Origin of the sequence: Paenibacillus sp. Lou8.1, from assembly GCF_024213565.1 — a bacterium.
GTDB classification, from domain to species: domain Bacteria; phylum Bacillota; class Bacilli; order Paenibacillales; family Paenibacillaceae; genus Paenibacillus; species Paenibacillus polymyxa_B.
The window spans coordinates 161909-184623 of record NZ_JANAVN010000002.1 but is presented as its reverse complement, the minus strand read 5'-3'; the positions used below and the strand labels follow the sequence as shown (position 1 = coordinate 184623).

The 22715-nt window shown below is 45.4% G+C and carries 20 protein-coding genes and 1 pseudogene; 19 read left to right on the top strand and 2 right to left on the bottom strand.

Going from position 1 to position 22715, the window contains the following annotated elements; genetic code table 11:
• The first annotated feature begins 2 nt into the window (after positions 1-2).
• On the top strand, positions 3-671 hold the full coding sequence (locus NLX78_RS03655; RefSeq protein WP_254349633.1) for a 3D domain-containing protein: 669 nt from the start codon (positions 3-5) through the stop codon (positions 669-671).
• A 199-nt stretch (positions 672-870) separates the two neighbouring features.
• Here the strand turns inward: NLX78_RS03655 and NLX78_RS03650 are convergent, their stop codons facing one another.
• The gene (locus NLX78_RS03650) at positions 871-1677 is read right to left on the bottom strand and encodes a polysaccharide deacetylase family protein (protein ID WP_235309698.1); all 807 of its coding nucleotides are present in this window, start codon (positions 1675-1677) and stop codon (positions 871-873) included.
• A 307-nt stretch (positions 1678-1984) separates the two neighbouring features.
• Here NLX78_RS03650 and NLX78_RS03645 point away from each other — a divergent pair, with 307 nt between their 5' ends.
• The 11 genes and pseudogenes from NLX78_RS03645 (at position 1985) to mobB (ending at position 9891) form a co-directional block, all read left to right on the top strand.
• On the top strand, positions 1985-3007 hold the full coding sequence (locus NLX78_RS03645) for an NADH:flavin oxidoreductase/NADH oxidase (protein ID WP_254349755.1): 1023 nt from the start codon (positions 1985-1987) through the stop codon (positions 3005-3007).
• Positions 3008-3094: 87 nt separating this feature from the next.
• Positions 3095-3763, top strand: coding sequence for a PspA/IM30 family protein (locus NLX78_RS03640; protein WP_013310486.1), 669 nt, complete (start codon positions 3095-3097; stop codon positions 3761-3763).
• A gap of 129 nt (positions 3764-3892) precedes the next feature.
• Complete coding sequence (locus tag NLX78_RS03635; RefSeq protein WP_254328511.1) at positions 3893-4300, top strand: DUF350 domain-containing protein; 408 nt, start codon at positions 3893-3895, stop codon at positions 4298-4300.
• A gap of 24 nt (positions 4301-4324) precedes the next feature.
• Positions 4325-4831: a DUF4178 domain-containing protein gene (locus NLX78_RS03630; RefSeq protein ID WP_254349632.1), complete on the top strand. Its 507-nt coding sequence runs from the start codon at positions 4325-4327 to the stop codon at positions 4829-4831.
• Positions 4832-4844: 13 nt separating this feature from the next.
• The gene (locus NLX78_RS03625; protein WP_254349631.1) at positions 4845-5600 is read left to right on the top strand and encodes a DUF4247 domain-containing protein; all 756 of its coding nucleotides are present in this window, start codon (positions 4845-4847) and stop codon (positions 5598-5600) included.
• Positions 5601-5822: 222 nt separating this feature from the next.
• Positions 5823-6274: pseudogene (locus NLX78_RS03620) on the top strand (SRPBCC family protein).
• A 192-nt stretch (positions 6275-6466) separates the two neighbouring features.
• On the top strand, positions 6467-7180 hold the full coding sequence (locus NLX78_RS03615; protein ID WP_254349630.1) for a hypothetical protein: 714 nt from the start codon (positions 6467-6469) through the stop codon (positions 7178-7180).
• Entirely contained in the window at positions 7131-7679 is a 549-nt protein-coding gene (locus NLX78_RS03610; protein ID WP_254349629.1) for an accessory gene regulator ArgB-like protein, read from the top strand. Before NLX78_RS03615 ends, NLX78_RS03610 begins: the two co-directional genes overlap by 50 nt.
• Positions 7652-7783 (top strand): hypothetical protein, encoded by a 132-nt coding sequence (locus NLX78_RS26430; RefSeq protein WP_023988946.1) that lies wholly within the window; start codon positions 7652-7654, stop codon positions 7781-7783. Before NLX78_RS03610 ends, NLX78_RS26430 begins: the two co-directional genes overlap by 28 nt.
• 285 nt (positions 7784-8068) lie before the next feature.
• Complete coding sequence (locus NLX78_RS03605; protein WP_254349628.1) at positions 8069-9346, top strand: molybdopterin molybdotransferase MoeA; 1278 nt, start codon at positions 8069-8071, stop codon at positions 9344-9346.
• The gene (mobB, locus tag NLX78_RS03600; RefSeq protein WP_254349627.1) at positions 9343-9891 is read left to right on the top strand and encodes a molybdopterin-guanine dinucleotide biosynthesis protein B; all 549 of its coding nucleotides are present in this window, start codon (positions 9343-9345) and stop codon (positions 9889-9891) included. Before NLX78_RS03605 ends, mobB begins: the two co-directional genes overlap by 4 nt.
• 4 nt (positions 9892-9895) lie before the next feature.
• Here mobB and xerS read toward each other — a convergent pair whose 3' ends face one another.
• Positions 9896-10996 carry a tyrosine recombinase XerS gene (gene xerS / locus NLX78_RS03595; RefSeq protein WP_254349626.1) on the bottom strand — a complete coding sequence of 367 codons (1101 nt, stop codon included), beginning with the start codon at positions 10994-10996 and terminating at the stop codon, positions 9896-9898.
• A 116-nt stretch (positions 10997-11112) separates the two neighbouring features.
• On the opposite strand from xerS, the gene NLX78_RS03590 reads away from it, so the two are divergent.
• The 7 genes from NLX78_RS03590 to NLX78_RS03560 all read left to right on the top strand — a co-directional run bounded on the left by NLX78_RS03590 (position 11113) and on the right by NLX78_RS03560 (position 22444).
• A complete protein-coding gene (locus NLX78_RS03590) occupies positions 11113-11622 on the top strand; it encodes a GNAT family N-acetyltransferase (protein ID WP_023988942.1) in 510 nt (169 codons plus the stop codon).
• A 257-nt stretch (positions 11623-11879) separates the two neighbouring features.
• Positions 11880-13523, top strand: coding sequence for an ABC transporter substrate-binding protein (locus NLX78_RS03585; RefSeq protein WP_416145794.1), 1644 nt, complete (start codon positions 11880-11882; stop codon positions 13521-13523).
• 50 nt (positions 13524-13573) lie between these two features.
• Positions 13574-14500, top strand: coding sequence for an ABC transporter permease (locus NLX78_RS03580; RefSeq protein WP_250261228.1), 927 nt, complete (start codon positions 13574-13576; stop codon positions 14498-14500).
• Between the two features lie 30 nt (positions 14501-14530).
• Complete coding sequence (locus tag NLX78_RS03575; RefSeq protein WP_250261229.1) at positions 14531-15427, top strand: ABC transporter permease; 897 nt, start codon at positions 14531-14533, stop codon at positions 15425-15427.
• 45 nt (positions 15428-15472) lie between these two features.
• The gene (locus tag NLX78_RS03570) at positions 15473-17605 is read left to right on the top strand and encodes an ABC transporter ATP-binding protein (RefSeq protein ID WP_254349625.1); all 2133 of its coding nucleotides are present in this window, start codon (positions 15473-15475) and stop codon (positions 17603-17605) included.
• Positions 17606-17718: 113 nt separating this feature from the next.
• On the top strand, positions 17719-18891 hold the full coding sequence (locus NLX78_RS03565) for a M20 metallopeptidase family protein (RefSeq protein WP_250261231.1): 1173 nt from the start codon (positions 17719-17721) through the stop codon (positions 18889-18891).
• A gap of 481 nt (positions 18892-19372) precedes the next feature.
• Complete coding sequence (locus NLX78_RS03560) at positions 19373-22444, top strand: cellulose binding domain-containing protein (protein WP_254349624.1); 3072 nt, start codon at positions 19373-19375, stop codon at positions 22442-22444.
• Positions 22445-22715 lie beyond the last annotated feature (271 nt).

Sequence of the window (22715 nt, the reverse complement as noted above, 5' to 3'; positions counted from 1 at the left end):
CTTTGAAACATCTAAAACATATTGGTAAAACGATGAAATTTGCGGTGCTTGCCGCAGCTATTGCAGGGCTGACACAGACAGCTGGAGTAGCGGCTGCTGCTTCGCTTCACACTGCCAAAGAGGGCGATACCTTCTTTTTGCTTGCTCAACGTTATGGGGTATCGGTAGACGAGCTAACGAAGGCGAACCCAAACATTGCTTCCAACAATATATATGCAGGTCTGCAAATTAAGGTGCCTGGCGAAAAAAGTGTGAAGGCAGCTTCGGATTCGAAGCCGCAGCTTCTTACGGAGAAAGCACCAGCGAATGAGGGGCCAACGATTGAAGCGTGGGGCAAAACATTCAACTATAGCAAAATAGTTGACGTTAAGGCTTCAGCGTATTCTGCCGCAGCCGACGAGAATGGTAAATGGGGAGCAGTGGACTACTACGGCAATCCGCTTAAACTAGGTACAATTGCGGTAGACCCGAACGTCATTCCGATGGGCACGAAAGTGCTGGTTACAGGCTATTCCCACCCAGGTTTGCCGGATCATTCTTTTGTAGCTGTCGCTCGCGATCAGGGCAGCGCCATTACAGGAAAGCGGATTGATATCTTTATTCCAGGCAACAAATCATTTGTGAACGACTTTGGATTTCAAAATGTGAAGCTGTACGTTATTGATAAATAGCATTGTACGTATATACGATTTAATTAAACATAATATATATTATGTAAACTTAATGCCTGTATCCTACCGCATATAACTAGGTCGGACTCTTATCAGGTCTTATCCATAAAAAAAGGCTGTCTTGACGAGCAGAAAACTTCTGCTGGTAAGACAGCCTTTTTACGTTGCTTTAGCTTGTAGCTCAATCATAAACATATGGTTATTTCCGTTCCGATGTGTGGAGTAGCCGGGGGACTGTCACAAATTTGTAGCCCTTAGCTTTTAGAGAGTGAATTAGACCCGGCAGAGCTTGGACAGTGCCTTGCAAGTTGGAACTTTGACCTCCACCTGCGTGCATTAAAATAATAGAGCCAGGCCCGGTAGCTGGGATCACATTGCGTTGAATTTGTGTTTTACTTAATCCCTTCCAATCGAGAGAGTCTACATTCCAATTGACAATCATATAGCCATGACGACGTGCCCATTGGATTTGAGGCTCCGTGATTTCGCCGTAGGGTGGACGGATCAACTTGGGGCGAAAACCTGCGCTGGCCTGTAAAATACGTTCTGTTTTTGTAATCTGGTTGCGAAATCGTTCGGGTGTGGCCTTCCTAAAATCCGGATGAGTATAGGAATGGTTTCCTATAGCATGGCCTTCACGGATAATACGGCGTATGATCCCCGGATGCTTTTCCGCACGGTGACCGACGATGAAAAAGGTGGCTTTGATGCCATTGGCGTGTAATACGTCCAAAACCTGCGGCGTATACCTAGAATCGGGCACATCATCAAAGGTTAGGGCAATTTGGCGGGTGTGTGGGCCGCACATTTTAAAAATGTCCGCATGTTTTTTTCGCAGCATTGCTAATGTAGGAGTTGCTCGATCTGTGCTCTGATGTACAGAAGAAGCAACAGCTGTTTCCTTGGGATGGGGCGTTCCGGTGTTGGGAGGCGCATCCGCGTGAACGGGTAAACTTGAGAATGCTAGTAACAGTGCCAAGCATGGCAACACTCCCCTGTACGGCATATGTATCCCCCCTTTCCCGTGCAGTGGTACCTAGTGGTGCTCTCGACTATTATGTACCTGTCCTATTAAAAATATGCTGTTAACCAAGTTCGGCTCATAAACGAATGGAAAGAAGCCCACGATGAAACGATTATCAATGAAGATGATGGAGCTAAACGTACATATTCTCTTAAACATGACCGATAACAGGAGCATTTTCGCAAGTTTTAGCCTTACAACGAATTCGGTATACTAGTGACAGCTGGTGTATAATGGGGATGCAATTCATAATTATACAGACATGGAATTGAAGGAAGGATGGATAAAAGTGACCGACTTGTTTACTCCTTATCAATTAAAGGGGCTTTCTTTAAAAAATCGGATTGTCATGCCCCCGATGTGCCAATACAGCGTGGAGGCCAAGGACGGAAATCCAACGGAATGGCATCATGTCCATTATGTGAGCCGGGCAGTAGGAGGCACTGGACTTATTATTGTGGAAATGACAGCGGTCCATCCAGATGGACGTATTACGGATCGTGATTTGGGTATTTGGAGTGACGAACATATTTCTGCATATCGTAAGATTGTAGAGGAAGTCCACAAGTATGGTGCCAAGATTGGTATTCAACTAGGCCACGCTGGACGCAAGGCTGAAGATGCTGAGCAACCTGTGGGTCCGTCCACGATTCCTTTTAGCGAACGCTTTAAAAAGCCGCACGCCTTAAAGACAGTTGAAGTCAGGGAACTGGTTCAGGCATACAAAGAAGGCGCACGCCGCGCGATGGAAGCCGGTTTTGATACGGTTGAGATACATGGCGCTCACGGCTATCTGATCCATCAATTTCATTCGCCTTTAACAAATACCAGAGAAGATGAATATGGACAGGATTTGTCACTGTTCGGTGTTGAGGTCATACATGCTGTTAAAGAGGTTCTTCCTGCTGACATGCCTGTGCTTATGCGGATATCTGCCAAAGAATACGTCGAAGATGGATATAACGTGGAATACATAACAGGCGTAGGGGAACGATATCGTGATGCAGGTGTGGATATTTTCCATATCTCTTCTGGTGGTGAGGGTCCGATTGGTTCTGGCGGAGGCCCGTCTGCGCGTGCCGGCTATCAGGTGGATTTGGCTCATACCATCCGTGAAAAGCTGAATGTACCTGTGATTGCTGTTGGCTTACTGGATGATTATGAGGACGCCCGCCGGGTTGTTCAGCAGAAAGAAGCTGATCTGGTAGCAATAGGCCGTGCCATGCTGCGTGATCCCTATTGGGCGCTGCATGCATCGCGGGAGCTAAAAGTACAGGCCGACATCCCAGAGCCTTACTTGCGCGGTTTTTAGATATTTTTGAAACCCTCTTTGCAAAGCTTGCGTAAACATGTGTACAGAGCTTAAAATTTAAGCATTCAACTCTAGGAGGAACTTCACATGTCTATTTTCAAACGATTAAGAGATCTTACGATGTCCAACATTAACGCCATTATCGACAAGGCAGAAGATCCAATTAAAATGACGGATCAATACATTCGTGATATGCAAGAGGACCTGGAAGATGCAGAGAAAGCGGTAGCCGCTCAAATTGCTATTGAAAAGAGGTTCAAACAGCAATACGAAGAACAGGCTGCTTTGGTAAAGAAACGTGAAGAACAGGCACATACCGCTGCAAAAGCACAAAATGTAGATCTGGCCCGTCGTGCGCTGGAAGAAAAGAAATCTGCTGAACAAAAAATGAACGAGTTCAAAGCTGGTTACGAACAGAACAAAGCTGCAGCCGATAATCTACGTGGCAAGCTGGATGAAATGCGCAGACAGCTGACAGAAATGAAAAACAAGCGCGAAACACTGGTTGCCCGTTATAATGCAGCTAAAGCGCAAACCGAAATTAACAAAGCTATGAACGGTTTTAGCTCTGATACGGCAACTGCCGGATTGAAGCGTATGGAAGAAAAAATGCTGCAAGCAGAAGCACGTGCCGAAGCGAGCAACGAAATGTCCTCTAAGGAAAAATCGTTGGATGAGGAGTTCAAAGAGCTGGATAAGAAAAGCGCCGTGGACGATGAGCTTGCCGCTTTGTTAAAGCAATACGAAAATAAATAAGAACATTTAGCAATGCCACCAAGTGTGATTGCTCAGGAAGCGAAGGAGAAACGTTTCTCCTTCGCTTTTCCCTGCCTGGAGGCGCAAAACATTATATGAAGGTCAAGAAGATGTGGAGGATGGTATGAAATGCATTTTTTAGAAACGATGAAAGCAATGCTTGTATGGACTGGTGCGGGGGCTATTTTGATTTTCGCATTAATGTATATCGACTCTTTATTTACGAAGTATAAGGATTTTGCCGAAGTGAAAGCTGGAAATATGGCCGTAACGGTACGAATGATTATGAAGCTGGTTGCACAAGGCTATATTTTGTCGGGCTCTATCGCTACAGCTAATAATTTGCTCGAAGCGCTTGTGTATTCTGTGATCGCCTTTGTCATCCTGCTTGTTTTGGAAGTTATTGTACGTCTGCTGTTGCGGTACTGGGCTCAGTTTGATCTGGATAAAGGTACACAGGAAGGTAAAATTGGTTTCGGTCTGTTTTCAGGAGCGCTTCATCTGGTTGGCGCCTTGATCATTACAGCATGCTTCTAGGCTAAGAAAGGCAGGAATATAACCATGGGTGTGTGGAAACGAATTTCAAATCTATTTGCTAAGCCGGAGCCGCCAAAAGCAGAGAAAAGCATGCTTCACTTAAATCCAGGTGATATCTGTGAAGTGTCGCTTGTTACCTATGAAGTGGTAGGTCGTGTACATAATCGTGCCCGGAATGCCGTTGTTTTGACGCTTCAGGATGGTAATCAAGTCAGTTATCTTCATATTGAGGAACGGGAAACACTGCAATTCGGACTATATCAGGCCATCGACGGCAGACTTGACAACCCCGAGGAAGTGCCGACCATTTTAGAGCTGGATGATACAACGTACCATTTGGAGGAGCAGTATTCTGGGCATGTTACCGTCATTGGCCGTACTCCTTTCCGACAGGGTGGAGAGCAGCATGTTTGGCAGTACCAGTCTGATGATTATCATCGGTTGCGGGTAGAGTGGCAGGACGGTCGCTTTATGCTTTATGAAGGAGAAGAAGTGATTACCGGAGACGTCAAGGTTATTCGGGCAAGCTAGGAGAGGGTTACACATGAGCAAACGCACCTGGCAGTATGCATTAAAGATCATGGTGGCGCTGAGCTTGTTCGTATCCGTATTAAGCGGCTGCGGCGCGCCAAGTGTAAAAGATACGTATCCGCTGGAATCGGTTAGTGGCAGCGGAGACTCGACCTCGTATGTATACCGGGCAGCTGGTAAGACAGTCCCGGAAGTAGCGGAGGAATTGAAAGAACAGCGTACACCGGAACAAATGTCACCGCAGAGCAATGAGCGGATGTTTCTGGTATATAGCGATGAGTGGTACCATTTGCAGCAAGATCCAGCTAAGAAGGAAGATACACTCATTGAAATTGACAGTAAAAAGTATGTCGAACAAAATTACAGTTCAAGCTTTCTAAAAGGATACTTAACCGCAACTGTGCTGGATGCTCTGTTTGATTCGTTGCGTGGTTCAGGCTCCTATCGAGGCTACTCCAGCAGAGATGTATACCGACCTTCTCAGGGTCAGTATCGTGCTCCTACGGTGCAGGAGAAAAAGGCGATTCCGCCGATTACGGTGGAGCGGAAAGGTTCGGTTACTCGTAGAGGAAAGAACTCGGATTCTAGCGTTGGGTCAAGCGGAAGTTTGTTCGACAGAGGGTCCAGCAGTTCACCGAGCAGAGGCTCGATTTCACGTGACCGGAGCGACAGCGGCGGTTCCAGCATATTCGATTCGCCGCGTAGATCTTATAGTAAGCCCAAAACACGTAGCGGTTCAGGTAAAATCAGCCGACGAAGTCGACGATGACGGGTATCGTCAATTTATTTGAAAACAAAAGATTCGCGGAACTGTGGTACTGATGCACAGTTCCTTTTTTTATTTTTAGAGATGACGTTGGTGATCATCTAGCGGCACAGCCATCAAGTAGAAGTGGACAGATAAGGGAAAGCAGCCGCAACCTACACCTTTATGGATATAATAATGTAGAGATAATCAAAACTCTGTTTGATTGAAGGGATTAAAATTTAAATGGTACTATCTATTTCTTGGCCAGATCTTTCACAAAGACCATTTAATCTAATGGTGGAACGAAAAATGGAGTGTTCTCCGAATGTCCTGTATCAGGCGTGGACGAAGCAGTTTGACAGTTGGTTTGCAGCCCCAGGATCAGTATTAATGGAGGCTGAAGTGAACACGACCTTCTTTTTCGAAACGCATTTTGAAGGGAAGCGTCATCCACATTACGGAAGATTTCTAAGACTTGAGCAAAACAGACTTATTGAGCTGACTTGGGTTACTGGCGAAGGCGGCACCAAGGGAGCTGAAACAGTGGTCACCGTTGAGCTTAAACCTCGCGGTAATGGCACGCATCTTTACTTAACGCATGCAGGTTTTCCAGATGAGAATTCAAGGAACCAACATGAGCAGCTTGGCCGCTTGTAATTGAGCAGCTCGACAAAAGGATGATGCCAGATAGATAATTCAGAAGGTTACAGGCTAAAATTGCAACAAGAGGGCGATTTTAAAATCGTTCTTTCCATATTTTTTGACGATAAAAATAAATATTTACCTTACATAAAAACAAATATTACCAGTTTACTAGATTATTTCATTGCCACATCTATTAGTAAAATATACAATTACAACAGGCGAAATAAGAGGATGGTGTATCTGTGTTATCTGCTTTTTTATATATATTACTTGGTGTATTCGATGCTTTGGCCGCTGTTATTTTGGTCTTAAGGCTTTATATGCTTCCCGTGAGGGAATATCGCACAAAAATATTATTCTATGCAATTGGCATAGCTTTGTTTTCCTTTCTAATGAGGGAAGTTATAGGCTTGCCTAAATTAGATTTGCCGCTTCAGTATTTGTTAATGGTTATCTTTTTTAGATTCGGTTTAGGGATCAAAACCCATCTAGCAGCTTTTTCTGCTGGTTCAGGTCTAACGGCCTACATTAACCTACAACTTTTTGTATTTCTGTTTGCGTATTTTTTTGGAGTAGCAGAACCAGGTGCTATTAATCATACTTCTGGCTCTTCTATTTACGTTATTCAGTTATCTTCTATTATTATTGCGTGTTTTATTTCTTATATAATGGGAAAATATAACTTTGGTTTCTCGTTTATAATTCAGCCTCCACATGATTTTTTAAGAGTTGAAAATTACTTATCATCCCTAAATAAGCTGTTGATTCTAGGTGCTATAATTTCAGCTGTCACCATTTTTATTACTTTGTATATGCTCTATAGTTCAAACACCATAGGATTGCTATCCATTTCATTGCTTACTTTCGGCGTGTCGTATTTCTTTTCAGAGAGAGGAGATTATGAGGATGCTAGAAGCGCTATCACGGTACATCGCAACGGAAATAAAAAAAGCTGATCCTGATGGTCCAACAAGTGTAGAAGTGATGGAATATGCGCTTGGTATAAAAATTACCGAAGTATCTTCGATACTAATGGTTGCGATTATTGCTTGGATGACTGGGCATTTTTGGGGGGCGTTATTAGCTCTAGTAACTATCATGTTTGTAAGAAAATTTTCAGGAGGGGCACACTTCAGTAATCTTACATTTTGTGTCTGTTTTACAACGGCAATATGTGTAACTATACCTCTCGTCACTTTAAATTTATCAACGATTTTGATTATTAATGCTTGTTCAGTATTAGTGTTTTTAGTTTATGCACCCAATCATTTTATTTATATTCATAAGACCAATAACCACAAATATTATAAAACGGTATGTGTTTTGATTTGTGCGGTGAATTTTTTAGTACAATCCCACATAATATGCTTAGCTTTAGCTATTCAAGCATTCAGTATTCTTCCTTTATGGAAAGGAGGTGAACGAAAATGGATAAGAAATTGGCGAGAGCTTTAAATTTAAGACTGGGAAAATATGCTAACGAATCTACCAAAAACGAAAAAACAGTATTTGGCGCTAAACCGATACCGGCAGAGCTCAAGAAAAAAGAAAAGAACTGATTATGTACCGCGTTACTCTAGACATTGTTTTTATACGATCGGGCTAACCGCACAGGCTTGTAAGGAAGCTTTTTAGCTGTGAGATTGAAGGCCTGGTACGATTCGAAGCTTCACTTGCTCTATTTCTCATAATAAGCTTGAAGCACTTAAAAAGTTATGGAAATGACCCGTGGAATTCACGGGTTATTTTTATTGCCATACATACTTAGACACCCCCCGATTTGCCAGATAACGGTTTTAGCGTTATAACAGAAAGAGGGCATTTTAGAAGAACGGAGTGAGATTATGAATCATACATCATTAAACGCAGAAAAATTCCAGCGTAAAGCAGTTCAGGTGGAAGAGGCGCAAAGCAGGATAGCTAGTCATGTTAAACAGGGTGAAAGGGAAGACGTAGAGCTGGAGCAGGCGCATGGACGTTCTTTGGCAATGGATTTGACCGCACCACACCCGTATCCCCGTTTTCGTCGCTCAGGTATGGACGGTTATGCGATCCTTGGCTCGGACACCGAAGTCTGCTCGTCCGGTCAGAAAATCTGGTTACATGTGATTGATGAAATTCCATGTGGCACCGTATCGGACAAGCGGGTGGAGACTGGAATGGCTGCCCGTATCATGACAGGAGCGCAATTACCTGAAGGGGCGGACACAGTTGTCATGCTGGAAGCAACACAGCTGCGTGAGGAAAACGGACAGACATATGTCGGCTTGAAGAAGCGTATGGAGATTGGCAAAAATGTAACACATGTTGGTCATGAGATTCAGGAAGGTCAGCTTTTGCTTAGTAAGGGAACCTGCCTGGGAGCAGGGCACATCTCGGTACTGGCTACTTTTGGAGTACATCAGGTACCTGTTTACAGAAAGCCCAGGGTGGCCGTTTTTTCTACAGGATCGGAATTACTTGCAGTGGATGAGCCGTTACAACCGGGGAAAATTCGAAACAGTAATACATATATGCTGGCTTCTCAAATTAGAGAGGCAGGAGGAGAGCCGTTCATTTTACAAGCCATTCATGATGATTTGAGCCTTGCCCGTACCTCTGTACGTGAAGCGATAGCTGCCTATGATATCGTGGTCACGAGTGGAGGAGTATCGGTGGGGGATTTTGATATTATGGGTGACCTGGTACGACAGGAAGATGTGAATATGCTGTTCAACAAGGTTACGATGCGTCCAGGAAGTGTGACCACAGCCGCAGTGATTGACGGCAAGCTGTTATTTGCGCTTTCAGGCAACCCCGGTGCGTGCTTTGTAGGCTGTGAGCTGTTTGTACGGCCGACGATCCAAATGATGTTATCTTCGGCACATCCATATTTACAAACCTGGACGGCGAAGTTAGGCGCAGATTATACGAAGGTAAACAATTATACACGCTTTGTACGCAGCTCTTTGGAGATACGTGGTGGGCAAGTATACGCGATTCCTGCGAGAGCAGATGAATCTAGTGTCATGGTGACCATTAAGGACAGCGACTGTCTGATCGTAATTCCTCCTACAACAGAAGGATTACGCGAAGGTGAAGAGGTGCGTGTACTGGTATTACAAGGTGGACAGGTAACGTGAATACGAAACATCCATTTGTATGTCAAATCGTCGGATTCAAAAATACGGGGAAAACGACCTTTCTCGGAGGGTTGATTCGTTATGTGCAGAAGTCAGGTCTACGCGTAGCAGTGATCAAGCATGATGGACATGAATTTGAAATGGATCATGAGGGTACAGATACGTACAAGCACCGACAGGCGGGTGCTGAAGGCGTAGCTATTGTTTCGGCTGGAAGAACAGCCATTTTAGAGGAGCATAGTCAGCCTGTCACCAGTCTGATCCGGCATTTTCAGGCCTATGATTGTGTGTTGCTGGAAGGCTTCAAGCAGGAGGATTATCCAAAGCTGGTCATGGTGAAGGAACAATTGGATGCTCAGCTTACCGATAAGCTGACAAATGTACAGGGGGTAGCGGTTTGGGAGCATCAAATGGATTGGGCTCAAGGTCACTACTCAGATGAAATGATACAGATATTTCCTGCCGAGGCCAACGGACCTGCAGGCCGCTGGCTACTCGAACAGATTCAAAAGCAGATAGAAGGAATGAGGAATAAGCAGGGGTGAGACATCAATCGGCTGAGTCGGTTAGAGTCTCTACCCGCCGTTCGATCGCCTGGGACATGGTTTTGTCAGTCAGGTGGGCATACACTTCTGTTGTTTCTGTCGAAGCGTGCCCCAGTTGTTCCTTTGTTTTGTAAATATCATTTTGTAAATAATAATCAGTAGCAAAGGAATGACGAAGCTTATGCACGGTAAGGTAAGGCTTGCCGAAACGCTTGGCGTACTTGATGATCATTGCCTGAATCGCTCTTTTGGTCATTCGTTTGCCTTCTGTACTGCCGTTAGGACGTGCGACAAAGAGAGCTTTTTCTTTTTTTGGGGCGCGGTAGCGGGTATGTCTTAGGGACAAATAAAGTATGAGATCATCTTTGGATTGCTCGCGGAAATACACCGGCGTTTTAAAGGTTTCGTCGTTATTGCCTTTGCGGTACACATATAATAATTTATTATTTATGTCTAAATCATCTTGATTCAGATTGACGATTTCAGATACGCGCAGGCCTGAGTTCAAAATGAGGCTGGCGATGCAGGCATCCCGTTCCTTATTTAGTTCATAGGAGTATAACGCCTGCTTGTTATCGGCCAAATCCTGACCATAGCCTTCATAAATATAACCGATGAATTCAAGCAGTTCTTCCTCTTCCAGTATTTTACCTTTAAGCTTGGCCGCCGTATCCTTGGGTTTATGTATGCGCTTGATTTCGACCTTGGCCATAATGTTGCGTTTGAGCAATGGATAAAAATTTTCATCCTCAGCGATCTGACTCAAATAATGAAAAAGCGAACGCAGGGACGATAGCTTACGTGAAATGGTAATACGGGAGTTGGAGCCTTCGCGCTTCGTAGACAGGAATAATCGAAAGCCTGTAATACTGTCCATATGAAGTGTCTCCAATTCTTCCAGTGTAACTTGGGCATTTGTTTCTCCAGTAGACAAGCCTTCCGAGCGAAGCCATGAAAAGAAAGCTTCGTAATCCCGCACATATTCTAGTAATGTGGAAGGGGACAAGTCGGGCAGCTTGTAATCCATAAATTGCTGCACGTACCATGGTAATCCCGGCATTTTTTCATCTAGTTTGCGCCGGTCGATGATCTTTTGTATATTCATTGGGTTCCACCTCGTCCGGTCATAATATATATGTATTTTAGCATATTTTGAACAGCACTGGATGGGATGTAATTCGAAGTTAAAGAACAGATTGAACCGCCAAGAGAGGTGAATGTATGGGGTATAATATCAAATCGGAACTGAAGCTGTCTATTAAGAGTGTACCGGAGTCGCAAAAGGACATTATTGTACAGCTCATGCAATTTTATTTATACGATTTTACAGCCTATCTTCGAATTGATGTCACTGAGAAGGGGACATTCCCGGCTTATCCAGACTTGTATCAATATTGGACGAGCGGTGAACAGAAGCTACCTTTTCTGATTTGGAGACAGGATATTCCTGTGGGCTTTGCACTCGTTGATCGAATGTCCAGCAATCGAGAAGCTGACTACTACATGGCTGAGTTCTTTGTACTTCGTCCTTATCGGCATAATGGGGTTGGGACTTGGGCGGCTCATGAGCTGTTTGGACGTTTTAACGGACGTTGGAAGGTGACCCAAATGAGCACCAATAGGCCGGCACAATCCTTTTGGCGTAAGGTGATTGGAAGCTATACGAAAGGTGAGTACAGGGAACAAACACATCCGGTAAGAGGGAATATAAGTCAGTTTTTCAATACCTGAAAAATTCATAATAGAAAAATCAGTAATGAAAAAGAGTCGGGGAGAATATCCTGTCGGCTCTTTTTTGTTGTCAATTCAAGTCTTCTATCCATCTATAGATCATTCCAATTAGAACCTGCATTGACACTAGAAAAACGCAGGTATACAGTTATTAACATAATTCATATATATCAGATTGGAATTATCAACAATGGAACATCGGCTCCCCAAATGCAATGTAATCATAACATCATCCATCAGATCGGAGAGTGTTTTTCGTGAAACGAACAAGTCGATTTGCAAAAATGGCAGCTTTAACCCTGTCGATGGTGCTAGTCTTATCAGCATGCTCGGGTAATAGCGGAGCCAATTCTACGAATACCGATGCAAATGCAGCAGTAGACGGGCAAGCTGCAGAAGGTGGAGATCTTACCTATGCCCTGGCAACATCGCCGGATTCACTTGACCCACATAAGAGTGGATTGGCAGTAGCATCTCGGGTATATCGTGCGATATTCGATAACTTGGTGGTAAAGCTGCCGGACAATACGATTAAGCCTTGGCTGGCAACCGAATGGAGCGTTTCCGAGGATGGCAAAAGCTATACATTCAAGCTGCGCAAGGACATTAAGTTCCATGACGGAACTCCGTTCAATGCGGAAGCTGTTAAATTTAGCTATGATCGGATTATTGATCCGCAAGCCGTAGTAGGTAATGCCGCTAACTTGCTGGCTCCCTATGAGTCCTCACAGGTGATTGACGAATACACGATTAAATTGAATCTGAAACGACCATCGCAAGCATTTTTGAGTAATTTAAGTGTTCCGGCTGTAGCCATTGTTTCTCCGGCAGGAGTTAAAAAATATGGAGATCAATTCGGTAAGCATCCTGTGGGTACAGGCCCTTTTAAGTTTGTAAAATGGGACGAAAATGCAGAAATCAAAATCGAACGTAACCCGGATTACAAATGGGCACCGGAAACTATTGAAAATCAGGGAGCGCCGTATTTGGACAGCGTGACCTTTAAAATTGTTCCGGAGGAGGCAACCAGGATCGGCAGTGTGCAGAGTGGGCAGGCTTTGGCCGCTGAAACCGTCCCACCGCAGAATATTTTAACGTTGAAGAGTGACCCTAATTTCCAATTGTTGCAGGTCAATACTCTAGGCTTGCCATACACGCTGTTCATTAACCAAAAGAAGACACCGTGGAATGAATTGAAGGCGAGGCAGGCATTGCAATATGGTATTGATGTGGAGACGATCGTCAAAACACTGTATCTAGGAACTTATGAACAGGCTTGGTCGCCACTCACTCCAGGTATTTTTGGATATGATAAATCACTGGAAAACGGTTTGCAGCCTGATCTTAACAAGGCCAATCAGTTACTGGATGAGTTGGGTTGGGTTAAGGGTACTGATGGTTTCCGGGTGAAGGATGGACAACGCCTGACGCTACATTATGTAGACGGCACTCCGAACCGTGAAAAACGGAACGACATTGCAGCCATTATTCAGCAGCAGCTGAAGAAAATCGGTGTTGATGTGAAGATTGAAATTACCAAGGATATTGCAACAGTTGTATATACGAACGGAAACTATGATTTCTACGGAAATAGCCAGGTCAATGTGGACCCGAACGCATTATATGCTTTTTACCACACAGCGGCACCAAATCAGCGGCCTACACTGCCTAACTTCTCCAATCCAGAAGTCGACAAGCTGTTGGAGCAGGGAGCTATTGAAAAGGATGATGCCAATCGGGAGGAGATTTACAAAAAGGTGCAACAGCTAATCCGCGATCAGGCCGTCATCATTCCTATTTATGTTTTCCCTTATACGGTTGGAGCCGCCAAGTCTGTGCAGGGTCTCAAATTCGATGTAGTGGGTTATCCGCTCTTTAACGATGTGCGTATTCAAAAATAGTATTGCTAAATAGTTTCTGGGGACCATTCAGACGGGAAGGAGTGTGGGCTATGATCAGAGCTGTTGCAGCAAGACTGGTTACTTCTTTGTTGGTCATTCTGGGTTCCTGTATTTTGGTATTCAGTATTTTGTATCTGCTTCCGGGGGACCCGGTGGATTCGATTCTGGACCCTTCAACGGCCACGCCAGAGATGATCGCCAATTTGCGTCATAAGCTGGGAGTGGATCAGCCTTTTCATGTTCAGTTTTTGAACTATTTCGGAAATCTGCTACAAGGTGATTTTGGAAAATCACTGCTCAATGCTGATCCGGTGCTGCCTAAAATATGGGTCAATCTCCCGCCTACACTGGCGCTGACGCTTGCCGGTTCTGCTATTTCGGTCATTATCGGTGTCCTGCTTGGAGTGCTGTCAGCCATTCATCGGGATAAGCCGATTGATATCATCGCACGAATCGTTGGATTGTTCGGCATTTCTATGCCCACATTCTGGTCAGGCATTCTGCTGTTGCTTATTTTCTCCATTCACTTGGGATGGCTGCCTGCTATGGGCTCGGATGGTTGGAAAACCCTTGTGCTTCCGTCTCTCACTTTGGGCATTGTCGGTGCAGGGTTCATTGTCAGAATGGTGCGCAACAGTATGCTGGAGGTCATTAATGAGCAGTTCATCGTAACGCTCCGTTCCAAGGGTTTGTCTGAGAAGGTTATTATGTATCGCCATGCGCTACGCAATGCGTTGATTCCAGCGATAACGATGATCGGGATGCTGATGGGAGAAATGCTGGCCGGAGCAGTTGTGAGTGAGACGGTATTTTCGCGGCAAGGCATGGGGCGTTTAATTGCGGATGCAATTATGGCTAAAGACTTACCAGTTGTGCAGGGAGTTGTATTGTTCTCTGCCATCATGTATGTGATCGTAAATCTGCTGGTGGATATATCGTATACGTTCATTGATCCAAGGGTTAGACGCTCGGCGTAAGCCGGAAGGATTCAGGGAGGAGGAAGACGGTTGAGAGAAACAATGGCTGCCAAAACAATTTGGAAAGAAAGAAAGCTGCGGGTAGCTCGGCAAACTGGAAAGTTGCGGTTCGGTGGAGTGTCGGATGGGTTCGTATATGCGGCGGGACTAATTATTGTGTTCGTAATCGCCTGTGCGGCGTTTCCACAATGGATTGCTTCTTATGCACCCACAGAAATGTTAAGCGACCATATTTTACAAGGCCCAAGTGCTACTCACTGGTTCGGAACGGACTATTTTGGGCGGGATGTATTCAGTCTGGTTGTTCACGGAAGTCGGGATTCTCTGTTTATTGGCTTTATGTCGGTACTCGTCGGCGGTCTGATGGGTGGAATTATTGGTGCGCTCTCAGGTTACATTGGCGGTACAGTGGATTCGATACTGATGCGATTTATTGATATTTTGATGACTATTCCTGGCATTTTGCTGGCTTTGGCGATTGCGGCGGCTCTTGGCCCAAGTTTGTTCAATATTGTGCTGGCCGTAGCCATATCTGCTGTCCCCGGTTATGCAAGAGTTATGCGCGGTCAAATTATGAGTATAAAAGGACGTTCTTACGTCACGGCTTCACGTTCCATCGGAGTTACACCCTTCGGGATCTTTTGGCGTCATGTGCTTCCTAATTCCTTGTCCCCTTTGCTCGTGATGGCGACGCTTGGCATCGGTAGCGCTATTTTGGCCGGATCGGGATTAAGCTTTCTGGGACTTGGCACAGTAAAGGAAATTCCGGATTGGGGAACAGTATTGTCTCAAGGACGAGGATATTTGACAGTAGCTTGGTGGATATGTACCTTTCCTGGCCTAGCCATTACGTTATTTGTGTTGTCAGTCAATATTTTGGGCGACAAGCTGAGAGACCAGTTGGACCCGAAAAAGAATGCAAACTAGCATCAGGCAGCCTATTCTTAAGTGCTATAGAAGGAGGGAGTTCGTTTGTCATCATTGCTGGAGATTGAACATTTGTCGGTCGATTTTCACACTAAAAAAGGTTTGCTGCAAGCACTCGACAACGTATCACTAACGATCGGGGCGGGAGAAACGGTCTGCCTCGTCGGTGAATCCGGCAGCGGAAAAACGATTACCTCCAAGGCGATTATGCGGCTAATCGATTATGAAAACGGACGAATTGCCCAAGGACAAATACGGTTGCAGGGCATAGATTTGACCGTTTTGTCGCAGCAGGAATTACGCTCACTTCGCGGCAAAAAGATGGCGATGGTATTTCAGGAGCCGATGTCGGCGTTTGATCCGGTGTACACTATCGGGTATCAGCTGATAGAAATCATCATGGAGCATGACCGGAAGACACGAAAGCAAGCATGGACTCATGCGGTTCATTTGCTGAACAGGGTAGGGATTCCTGAGCCAGAAATTCGTATGAAGCAGTACCCCGGAGAACTGTCCGGTGGGATGCTACAACGGGCAATGATTGCAATGGCACTTTCATGTGGCCCTGAGCTGCTAATAGCGGATGAACCAACAACGGCGTTGGATGTAACGATTCAGTCACAAATTTTGCAATTGCTTCAGGAATTAAAGGCAGAATTCAACATGTCGATTCTGTTGATTACGCATGATTTGGGTATTGCGGCAGAGGTAGCGGATCGAATTGTTGTGATGTATGCCGGTCGAGTCGTGGAGCAGGCAGCAACGGAAGAACTGTTCGAGCTGCCATTGCACCCTTACACTAGAGGGTTGCTTGGTTCGGTGGCAACACTGGATACAGATCGCAGCAGCAAGTTGTTTTCGATCCCAGGGGCAATTCCCAGCCTGAGTGCATTGCCTTCAGGTTGCTTGTTTCACCCGCGTTGTCCGCACGCGACGGATCATTGTAAAAACGAAGCGCCACCGCTGGCAGCCAAGGATGAACGCGAGGTAGCTTGCTGGCATTCCGAGCAATTGGCTACGTCCGGTGATTGGCGTATTACAGAGCTATCTGTGAAAGGGCAGATCACAGCAGATGCTGTTGCAAAGGCAACCGAAGTAAAGGAAGAAGTGACGAACGTATCTGCTGTTGACGGGGCTAAGGTGAGCATTTATGGCATACAGGTAAAGAACTCCCCTGAATCCAATGAGACTATCACGGAAAGTGTTCAGAACAAGCAGGACTTGTTTCGGGTGGATGGACTTCGCAAGTATTATCCGGTGAAAAAAGGCTTTCCCGGTCGGATTGGTGCTTCGATCCGGGCGGTGGATGATGTATCGTTTTTAATTCGAAAGGGCGAAACCTTTGGTTTGGTCGGAGAATCCGGCAGTGGTAAGTCTACTTTAGGCCGGATGCTGATGCAGCTGGAACGTCCGACCTCGGGGCAGGTATGGTTCCAGAATCAGGAGCTAACACGTTTAGGAAATTCTGAGTTGCGATCCGTTCGTCGTGATATGCAGATGATTTTTCAAGACCCCTACGGATCTCTTGATCCACGGTGGAGTGTAGGAGATATCATAGGAGAGCCGCTTGCAGTTCATGAAGGGCTGAATGGCAAGGCAAAGCAGGAACGGGTGGAGGAACTCTTGAGCGCTGTTGGATTATCACCTTCGCTAGTTACGCGATTTCCGCATGAATTTTCGGGAGGACAGCGCCAACGAATCGGGATAGCCCGTGCCATTGCTCTGCAACCGCAGTTTATTTTGGCGGATGAGGCAGTGTCGGCTTTAGATGTTTCCGTTCAGGCGCAAATTGTCAATCTGCTTCAGGACTTACAGCGTAAGCTGGATACGACCTATTTGTTTATCGCACACGGATTGCATATAGTCCGCCATATTTCAGATCGGATAGGGGTTATGTACTTGGGAAAACTTGTAGAAATTGCGCCAAGTGATGAGTTGTTCAGGCATCCTGCCCATCCGTATACCCGAGGGCTTGTTGCCTCGATACCTAATCCAAATCCGAAAAACCGCCGGGAGCTAATTACGATACAAGGTGAGATTCCTTCGCCTGCGAAGCCTCCATCCGGCTGTCGTTTTCATACCCGCTGTCCACTAGCGACCTCGCGTTGCCGTGAGGAAGTACCTGAACTGACAGCGATTAGCACAGGACATTATGCCGCTTGTCATTACCCGTCCTAGGTTCAAGACACCCCTTTGATCTACTATCGGCATGATAAGAGAACTACATTCTATAGGCCGTTCATGGTAAGATAAGGAAGAAGTATATAAATTCAATAGGAAAAGAGGGTATTATGCTAGAAAAATGGGTTCAGGAATTAAAAGATGGTGAACAAGAGCTGATTGCATGGAGAAGACATCTACATCAGCATCCCGAGCTTTCTTTTGAAGAAACGAATACGTCTGCATTTATCGCCGATCAATTGCGCTCTTTTGGCATTGAGGTAAGAACGAATGTGGGTGGAAACGGTGTGCTCGGGTTTTTAGAAGGCGGTCAGCCAGGTAGAACGATTGCATTTCGTGCTGATTTTGATGCGCTTCCCATTCAGGATGAAAAGGATGTGCCTTATAAATCGACCGTTCCGGGTGTTATGCATGCCTGCGGACATGATGGTCACACGGCTGCGTTACTTGGAGTGGCACGCGTATTGAGCCATAACCGTGAGGCGTTGAAGGGAAAGCTTGTGTTTATTTTTCAACATGCAGAAGAAAAACCGCCTGGTGGAGCCAAGTTTATGATTGAGGATGGCTGTCTGGATGGGGTAGAGGCGGTATACGGTATTCACCTCGCCTCTGAAATTCCGCTTGGTAAAATTGGATTAAAGAGTGGGCCTGCGATGGCGGCTGTCGACGCGTTTACGATCCAGATCAACGGTAAAGGCGGGCATGGTGCACGACCGCATCAGACGGTGGACTCTATTGTTATCGGCAGTCAAATTGTGAACGGGTTGCAGCAGGTGGTTAGTCGCAGGGTGGACCCTATTGAATCAGCAGTGTTAACGATTGGGGTATTTCAAGCTGGAACTGCTTTTAATGTGATTGCAGATAAGGCCAAAATTGAAGGGACTGTACGTACGTTCAATAAGGAAGTGCGTAAGGAAGTCGAGAATGAAATTCGCAGTATCGTCAAGGGATTGACTGAGGCTTATCATGCCGGATACGAAATTGACTATTTGAATGGCTATCCTTCTTTGGTGAATGCCGAAGCCGAAACGGAACGTGTACGCGAGCTCATTGGCAGACTGTATGGAGCAGACGCTTTTTTGAATTTGAAGCCGGTCATGGGAGCAGAGGATTTTGCTTATTATTTGGAGCAGCGACCGGGAGCATTCATTCATGTGGGTGCACGCAATGAGGATGAACGAACGCATTTTGCTCATCACCATCCTCACTTTGATTTTGATGAGCGAGCATTGCTCGTCTCAGGACATATTTTTTTAGCTCTGGCGCTTGAATACTTGCAATAATATGCATATGTTTATGACTGACGACAGTATTAACGGAAGCAATTTAAGCTGGAACCGCGCATAGCGCGGTTTTTTGTTGTAAATCAAAGTATTTTGACATCCATAAAGAATGAAAATGAAGTAATTAATTCATTATATGAAAAATTCATAATAGAATTAAATAAAAGATGTTAACTCTGAAGGAAGTCCAAACCTCATATTATAAGCTGAGGAGCAGGAGATAATATTGCATTATCTTGATTTTTCGCACAAGGAAATGAGAAAAAGATGACGAATCTATTGAGCAAGACACCAATGTAAGCGCTAACAAAACGAGTATCGCACCGTATATATTGGTTGAATGGGGGTGAGCCTGAGAAAACATTTGTCAGATTTGTGAGAGGCAACGATAACGATAGGAACGTATTCAGAATCGGCTGATTACTTTGATTTCAAAATGACTCGCATATTCAAATGATATTGAAGAAGGAGGTTGAATTCATTGACTAAGGCAAAAAACAGGTTGAGAATTGCTTGTTTGGCGCTTGTGGTAGCGGGTGCTTCCTGGACAGGAATGATAGCACCGGCTCATGCTGCTCCAAGTGACGATTACAGTTGGAAAAGTGTCGTTACGGGTGGAGGTGGTGGTTTTGTACCTGGCATTATTTTTAATGAAACGGAAAAAGACCTAATCTATGCCCGTACAGATATTGGAGGAGCTTACCGCTGGAATGCTGCCAATGAGAGCTGGATTCCGCTGACGGATTCTGTGGGCTGGGAGGATTGGAACAAAAATGGTGTCGATGCACTGGCGACCGATCCTGTTGATCCGAATCGTGTATATATAGCTACAGGTACGTATACTAATTCATGGGATAAACAAAACGGGCAAATTATGCGTTCCACGGACAGGGGCAATACGTGGCAGACAACCAAGCTTCCTTTTAAGGTGGGGGGCAATATGCCGGGGCGTTCAATGGGTGAACGTCTGACGATTGATCCAAATAAGAATAATATTTTGTTCTTTGGAGCTCGAAGTGGTAATGGACTATGGAAAAGCTCTGACTTCGGAGCAACTTGGAGCAAGGTTAGCAGTTTCCCGAATCCAGGGACGTATGTACAGGACCCTTCCAATGAATATACCAGCGACATTGTCGGTTTGGCCTGGATTACCTTTGATAAAAAAACAGGATCTTCCAGTAAAGCAACGCAGACGATCTATGTAGGTGTTGCAGATAAAAAGCAAAGTGTCTATCGCAGTACAGATGGCGGGACAACCTGGTCTGCTATAGCGGGACAGCCTACGGGCTATTTGCCACATCACGGCGTTTTATCAGCGGACGGCAACTTGTATATTTCTTATAGCGATGGAGCTGGTCCATATGACGGAACAAAGGGTGAACTGTGGAAATTGAATACAGCAAGCGGGCAGTGGACTAACATTAGCCCTATTGGTAGCAGCAGCGCGGACAATCATTTTGGATATGGTGGACTGACGGTGGATGCCCAGAAGCCAGGTACACTTATGGTTGCTACCTTGAATGCCTGGTGGCCGGATGAAACGATTTACCGCAGCACGGATAGTGGGGCAACCTGGAGTCCTATTTGGGAGTTCGATGGTTATCCGTCTCGCAAGCTGAAATACAATCTGGATATAAGCGGTGCGCCTTGGCTGACTTTCAATGCCAATCCTGCTCCACCGGAAGTATCGCCCAAGCTAGGGTGGATGATCGGAGATCTGGAGATAGATCCGTTTAATTCAGACCATATGCTGTACGGCACGGGAGCTACGATTTATGGCTCTAAAAATCTGACCAATTGGGATAAAGGTGGAAAACTGGATATTTCGGTAGCCGCTAAAGGGGTAGAGGAAACAGCGATTTTGGATTTGGTGAGCCCTCCAGTTGGCGCGCCTTTGGTGAGCGCAGTAGGTGATGTCTCTGGTTTCAGGCATGACGATCTGTTCAAGGCTCCAGCTAAAATGCTGGATAATCCGACCTTTACAAGCAGCGAAAGCATCGATTATGCCGAGTTGAGTCCTTCTTTTATGGCCCGGGTAGGTAAAGCAGATTATAAAAAAGATCCAAATGCCAAATCCATCGGTTTTTCTAATGATGGCGGAACCAACTGGTATAAGGCAAATAGCGAGCCTTCCGGTACAGCAGGAGGAGGCAGCATCGCCGTAGCGGCAGATGGGAATGGCTTGCTGTGGAGTACATCGGACAAAGGTGTGTTCTACTCCAAAACTGGCGGCAACGCATGGACAGCAAGCACAGGGATTCCAGCGAATGCAAAGATCGTCTCTGATCGAGTGAACCCTAATAAATATTACGCATTTGCCTCCGGGAAAATATATGTGAGCACCAATGGAGGCGTATCCTTTACGCCATCAGCGGTAACTGGCTTACCGACAGCAGGCAATACTGATATTGATGCTGTACGAGGAGCAGAAGGAGATGTATGGTTCGCCGGAGGCTCCGAGGATGGAGGGCCATATGGCTTATGGCATTCCAAGGATTCTGGCGCTACGTTCACCAAGCTCTCTAATGTGCAGGAAGCGGATTTTGTAGGCTTTGGTAAGGCAGCGCCGAACCGTACGAATGCAGCGGTATTTATCGTTGGTAAAATTGATGGTACACGTGGATTTTACCGTTCGGACGATGCTGGCGCAAACTGGGCGCGCATTAATGATGACAAGCATCAATATGCTCGAGTGACCAAAATTATTGGGGACCCTCGGGTTTACGGACGTGCTTATCTGGGAACGAATGGCCGCGGCATTCTGGTGGCAGATCGTGTGGGTGGTGATCAGCCATCTACCGGGCAAGCAAGTATTACACCAACGACTGCAACCTATGGAGTAGATAACAGCAATACCGATATTACTGTCAAGCTTACACTTAACGGTAATACGCTAGAAGCGATCAAGCAGGGGATCGTGGTGCTGAACAAGGGTGAAGATTATTTGGTTAGTGAAGAGACGGTCGTTCTTACTAACAAGTATTTATCGAAACTTCCTAAAGGAGAGACCACGCTCAACTTCCATTTTAGTACAGGTACTGATGCGTTGTTCACGATTACGGCGAAAGGGGATACGCCAAGTGAGCCGGGAACAGGCGAGGGCGTTCTGAAGGTGCGAGCCTTCAATGGGAATGTATCCGCCACAAGCAATACAATCAGTTCCAAATTTAAAATAACCAATACGGGAACCTCATCAATTTCCCTAGCAGACGTGACATTGCGTTATTATTACACCATTAACGGGGAGAAAGCACAAAATTTCTTCACGGATTGGTCGAGCGTCGGTACAGGGAATGTGATTGCTGGCTTCAAAACATTATCCAATGCGAAGCCAGGGGCAGATTCTTATGCAGAAATCGGGTTTAAATCGGCTGCGGGTTCTTTAAAGCCCGGTCAAAGTATGGAGTTGCAAACCCGGATATCCAAAGAGGACTGGAGCAGTTACACACAAACCGATGATTATTCATTTAATCCCACAGCAAACAGTTTACAAGATTCTGCTAAAATAACCGCTTACCTGTCTGGAAGCAAGCAATGGGGAATTGAGCCCTAAACCTTAATAAGGATAATCCTAAGTCAGCCACTCTAATGAGTGAGCTGGCTTTATTTTTGATGACCTTGTTGTCCCGCATTCTTTTTTTGGGGAAAAAGTAACGACAAATTGAAAACAGGCAGATAATAGAGATTCAAATTAAATAGTATAATTATTTCACTATATGAAAAATTCATAATAGTTAAAAACTCTTTCTCGCATACGATATCCACAAAACAAACACACCACTGTAAGTAGAAAAAGGAAATACTGAATAGGAACATATGTTCTT